We start from the raw sequence: 4881 nt of genomic DNA, 5'->3' as shown, positions 1-4881 counted from the left end.
GCACCGCGCCGACCGGCAGGTCGCGAGCGAGAACGACCAGCGGCGTGCCGGTCGCCGGCGCGGGCGGCACCAGCAGCAGCAGCGCCGCGGTCAGGACCAGCGCGGCGGCCGCCCCGCGACGCAGGTTCCGGCGGAGCCGGCCCCCGCGCCGCCGATCCGCCCAGCGTTGCCGCAGGCGGTCGGGCCAGCGCGGTTGCAGATCCCGGCCGGGCCGGTCGGTGCGGGTCGTCATCGCTGTGACGGTAGGTGGTGCGGGACCGCAGCGAGCCCGGCCGCCCGATCCTGTGGACAACTCCTGTGGACAACTGCGGTGGGTCGGTTCTCTCCGGCCGGTCTCTCCGCCGGACTCCCCATCAGGCTCTTAGCCGGGTGGGTGCGGCCGGCCGGTCCGGTCGTCCGCGGGGCGGGTCAGCCGGGTGTCAGGCGCAGGATGCGGTCGTCGCCGTCCCGGACCTCGCCCCGACCGTCGGTGTTCGACGTGACGACCCACAGGCTGCCGTCGGGCGCGGCCGCCACCGTGCGCAGCCGCCCGAGCTGACCGTCCAGGTGGGCCACCGGCTCTCCGGTCGGCGATCCACCGGGGCCGGACGTGAGCGGGATCTGCCACAGCCGTTCGCCGCGCAGGCCGGCCAGCCAGATCGCGTCCCGCCAGACGGCGATCCCGCTCGGCGACGCCTCGTCGGTCGGCCACACCCGTTCCGGATCGACGAACGGACCGGCGGACGCGCCGCCGCCCTCGTCCGCCCGGCCCTCGACGGTCGGCCAGCCGTAGTTGCCGCCCGCCCGGATCAGGTTGAGCTCGTCCCAGGTGTTCTGCCCGAACTCGGACGCCCAGAGCCGGCCGCGGTCGTCGAAGGCCAGGCCCTGGACGTTGCGATGACCCAGGTCGTACCCGGCGCCGCCGGCCAGCGGCGGCGCGCTCGGATTGTCCGGGGCTGGTCGCAGGTCGGGCGTCAGTCGCAGGATCTTGCCGCCGATGGCGTCCGGATCCTGGGCCAGCGGGCGGTCGCCGGCGTCCCCGGTGCCGACGTAGAGCAGGCCGTCCGGCCCGAAGGCCAGCCGGCCGCCGTTGTGGATGCCGGCCTTGGGGATGCCGGTGAACCCGACCCGCTGCTCGGTCAGCGCGCCGTCGACCAGCTCGACGGTCGCGATCCGGTTGTCCGGCCCGGCGGTGTAGTAGACGTACAGGCGCCGGTCGGTGGCGAACCCCGGCGAGACGGCGATGCCGAGCAGGCCCCCCTCCCCGCCCGCGTCGACCCCCTCGACGGTGCCGACCGCGGTGACGGTGCCGGTCGCGTCGACGACGCTGATGGTCCCGGTGTCGCGGCTGGTGACCACCGCACGCCCGTCGGGCAGGAAGTCGAGGCCCCACGGGCTGTCCAGGCCGGTGGCCACGGTGTCGACCCGCAGCTCGCCGGCCTCCGGCGCGGTGGTTGCGGCAGCGGTGGGACCGGTGGCCACGTCGGCGGACGGCGCCGGGCCGGCCGGTGCCGGCGCGGTGCAGGCGCCCAGCAGGAGCAGCGGGACGGCCGCGGCCAGCACCGCCCTCCGGACCGTGATCGCGGCCGGACGCCGGCCCCGGGTGGGGGCGGTGGGCAGGCCCGGTCGTCTCCCGCGGTGCGCGCGACCGCGGGACGGGACCGGGCCGGGGATCAGCTGGCCGCCTTGGCCGGGGTCGAGGCGGACGACGAGGACGACGATCCGCCCGAGGACTCGCTCTTGGCCGCCGGCTTGGTCTCGGACTTGGTCTCGGACTTGGTCTCCGTCTTGCCCTCGGACTTGCTCTCGCCGGCCGCCGCGGTGGAGGTGGTCTTGCCGTTGCGCGAGTCGGTCCGGTAGAAGCCGCTGCCCTTGAACACCACGCCGACCGACCCGTACACCTTGCGCAGCTGACCGCTGCACACCGGGCAGGTGGTCAGCGAGTCGTCGGTGAACGCCTGCACGGCCTCGAAACGGTGGCCGCACTCGGTGCACGCGTATTGATAGGTGGGCACGGATCCTCCGGGCGCGAGGTGGTCGTCGGTGCTGCCGGTTGCACGTCCTGGCACTCAGCAGCGTCGAGTGCCAGATCCGATGATGCGCCCGAACCGGTGGCCCGCGCAAATGCCGGATCGCCCCGGTCCGCGGGGTCCGGGGTCAGGCGGGGAGCCGGACCAGCCCGCCGCCGGGGGTGACGACTGCGGTGACCGGACGGTCCAGCGCGTCGTGGGGCACGGCCGGGCCGAACTCGTCGTCGTACACCAGGGCGATCAGCTCGTCCGGCCCGCCGGGCGCCGCGGCAGGGTCCGCCGACGGCCCGGACGCGGGCTGCCCACGCAACCGGGCCCGTACCGCCAGGGTGCGGTCGTAGTGGCCGCCGCCGCGGCCCAGCCGGTACCCGTCGGCGGCCACGGCCAGCGCCGGCACCAGCACGACCTGGGCGTCGCCGATCGCCTGGGGCCCCAGCCGCGGCCCGTCCGGCTCCTCGATGCCCAGCTCGCCGGGCCGGGTCGCCGGGGTGTACTCGCACCAGTCCAACGGGTGCGGTCCGGTCACCACCGGGATCAGCAGGCGCAGCGTGCCGGCCAGACGCGGCAGCAGCGCGGGATCGAGCGGCTCCGTCGGCAGCGGCAGGAACGCGGCCACGCACGAGCGCCCGGCCAGCGCGGACATCAGGTGCTGCCCGATCGCGGCCCGGGCCACCGCCCGTTCGGCCGCCGGCCGGGCCCGCCGGGCGGCCAGCAGTGGACCGCGCATCACCCGTTTGGCACCGGCGACGTCAGCAGGTAAGGACGGCCCGATCGTTGACATGTCGCCACGGTAGGCCGCCCTCGTCCGGTGTCGGGGCGTCGGCGGACCCGCCGCGGGCGTTACCGTTAGCGACCATGAACCCCCTGGCCGGACAACTGCCCGGCGGCCCGCCGATGAGATCGGTGGCCGAGCAGCTCGAGCGGGTGCTGGCGATCGCGGTGACCCCGCCGCCGGTGCGGACCGCCATCTCCGAGGCGCAGGGCCTGCTCTGCGCGGAGGAGGTCGTGGCCTCCTCCGCGCTGCCGGCGTTCGACCAGGCCGCGGTCGACGGGTACGCGGTGCGGTCGGTGGACGTGGCGATCGCCGCCGAGGGGCACCCGGTGGTGCTGCCCGTGGTCGGCGAGATCGAGGCCGGCGCGCGCACGCCGCACCGGCTGCAGCCCAACCAGACCGTCTACGTGGCGACCGGGGCGGCGCTGCCGACCCTGGCCGACGCGGTGGTGCCACGCTCGCACACCCAGGGCGGCGGCGCCCGGGTGTCGGTGATCAAGCCGGTGGAGTCCGGCAGCTACGTGCGACGCACCGGCGAGGACGTGCAGCCGGGCGACGTCGCCGTGCGCCTGGGGGCCTTCATCGGCGCCGCGCAGGTCGGCCTGCTCGCGGCGGTCGGCCGGGACAAGGTGCTGGTCCATCCGCGGCCGCGGCTGTCGATCATCTCGGTCGGCGACGAACTGGTCGACGTGGCCCGCACCCCGGGGCCGGGCCAGGTCTACGACGTCAACTCCTTCGCCCTGGCCGCCGCGGCCCGGGACGCCGGCGCCGACGCCACCCGCATCGGCATCGCCCCGAGCGACCCGCGCCGGCTCCGCGAGCTGGTCGAGGCCCGCCTGCTGGTGTCCGAGGTCGTGCTGATCTCCGGCGCGGCGGGCGGCCGCAGTGCCGAGCTGGTCGTGGAGGCGCTGGCCGATCTGGGCACGCTCGACCTGACCCGGGTGGCCATGCAGCCGGGGTCGGCCCAGGGCTTCGGGCTGTTGGGCACGGACCGGGTGCCGACCTTCCTGCTGCCGGCCAACCCGGTGTCGGCGCTGGTCGTGTTCGAGGTCGTGGTCCGGCCGCTGATCCGGATCATGCTCGGCCGGGCGAACCCGTACCGCCGGACCGTGATGGCCCGCTGCCTGGAGCCGATCACCTCGCCGCCGGGCCGGCGCCAGTTCCTGCGCGGCCAGCTCATGCGCGACGACGAGGACGAGTACCTGGTGCACGTGCTGGGCGGCAGCGGCACCCACCTGCTCGCCTCCCTGGCCGAGGCGAACTGCCTGGTGCTGATCGACGAGGAGACCACGGCCGTGCCGGTCGGCCACGAGGTGCCGGTGTCGTTCCTGGCCCAGCGGGCCTGACGGATGAACCGGCCGCGATGAGGCAGCGCCGGCGGCGCCGATCGACGAGCGGGCGCGAGCGGGCGCATGCGCTTCGCTCTCGTCGGGCCGATCGATGAGCCCGGCGCCGTTCGGGACCGGCCCCCACGGGGCGCACCCGGGCTGGCCGGCCACGCTGGGGCCGCTGACGACGCAGGCCGGGCAGGTGGTCGGGCGACCGCTGCGCCGGAGCGACTTCGGCTCCTGGCAGGACGCGCGGCTGCGCGACGAGGCCCTGATCCGCCGGTGGGACGCGACCAGTGAGCTGACCTGGGAGCAGCGGCACAGCCGGGCGATGTGGCACGCGCACCGGACGCTGCTGCGGGTCGGGGCCCGCCGGGGCGAGGTGGTGCCGTTCGCGATCACCGTCGACGGCACCTTCGCCGGGCAGGTGACGCTGGGCGGGATCCAGCGCGGAGCCCTGCGCTCGGCGTGGGTCGGGTACTGGGTCGACTCCCGCTTCCACGGCCGGGGCGTCGGCACCGCCGCGGTCGCCCTGCTGGTGGCGCACGCCTTCGGTCCGGTCGGGCTGCACCGGGTCGAGGCCACGATCTCGCCGCAGAACGTGGCGTCGCGGGCCGTCGTCGAGCATCTCGGCTTCCGGCAGGAGGGCGAGCTGCTGCGGTACCTGGACATCGACGGCGCCTGGCGGGACCACCTGCTGTACGGGTTGACCGTCGAGGAGCTGCCCGGCGGGCTCGGCCAGCTGCTGCAGCGGTGGCGGCTGTCCGGGTCG

5 protein-coding genes and 1 pseudogene are annotated in these 4881 nt (G+C 75.9%); 2 read left to right on the top strand and 4 right to left on the bottom strand.

The genetic code is table 11. The features are described 5' to 3' along the window. The 4 genes and pseudogenes from ACOJUF_RS17890 to ACOJUF_RS17875 all read right to left on the bottom strand — a co-directional run. Nucleotides 1-232, bottom strand: a pseudogene (locus tag ACOJUF_RS17890) (hypothetical protein); the annotation flags it as partial. A gap of 176 nt (nucleotides 233-408) precedes the next feature. Further along, nucleotides 409-1542 carry a PQQ-dependent sugar dehydrogenase gene (locus ACOJUF_RS17885; RefSeq protein WP_420123172.1) on the bottom strand — a complete coding sequence of 378 codons (1134 nt, stop codon included), beginning with the start codon at nucleotides 1540-1542 and terminating at the stop codon, nucleotides 409-411. Nucleotides 1543-1652: 110 nt separating this feature from the next. Beyond that, complete coding sequence (locus ACOJUF_RS17880; protein ID WP_420123171.1) at nucleotides 1653-1994, bottom strand: FmdB family zinc ribbon protein; 342 nt, start codon at nucleotides 1992-1994, stop codon at nucleotides 1653-1655. A 142-nt stretch (nucleotides 1995-2136) separates the two neighbouring features. Then, complete coding sequence (locus tag ACOJUF_RS17875) at nucleotides 2137-2790, bottom strand: 5-formyltetrahydrofolate cyclo-ligase (RefSeq protein ID WP_420123170.1); 654 nt, start codon at nucleotides 2788-2790, stop codon at nucleotides 2137-2139. A 113-nt stretch (nucleotides 2791-2903) separates the two neighbouring features. Between ACOJUF_RS17875 and glp the strand changes: the two genes are divergently transcribed. Further along, nucleotides 2904-4127, top strand: coding sequence for a gephyrin-like molybdotransferase Glp (gene glp / locus ACOJUF_RS17870; RefSeq protein ID WP_420123173.1), 1224 nt, complete (start codon nucleotides 2904-2906; stop codon nucleotides 4125-4127). Between the two features lie 94 nt (nucleotides 4128-4221). Next, nucleotides 4222-4881, top strand: a 660-nt coding sequence (locus tag ACOJUF_RS17865) for a GNAT family N-acetyltransferase (RefSeq protein ID WP_420123169.1), incomplete at its 3' end; no start/stop codon positions are given.

The organism is Nakamurella sp. (assembly GCF_048594475.1).
In the GTDB taxonomy this organism is placed as follows: domain Bacteria; phylum Actinomycetota; class Actinomycetes; order Mycobacteriales; family Nakamurellaceae; genus Nakamurella.
The sequence above is the reverse complement of the archived record's forward strand: the minus strand, read 5'-3'. Positions and strand labels throughout refer to the sequence as shown.

Coding starts and splice junctions, on each gene's coding strand:
- ACOJUF_RS17875 (WP_420123170.1), bottom strand. CDS start 2,790: ATGTCAACGATCGGGCCGTCCTTACCTGCTGACGTCGCCGGTGCCAAA.
- glp (WP_420123173.1), top strand. CDS start 2,904: ATGAGATCGGTGGCCGAGCAGCTCGAGCGGGTGCTGGCGATCGCGGTG.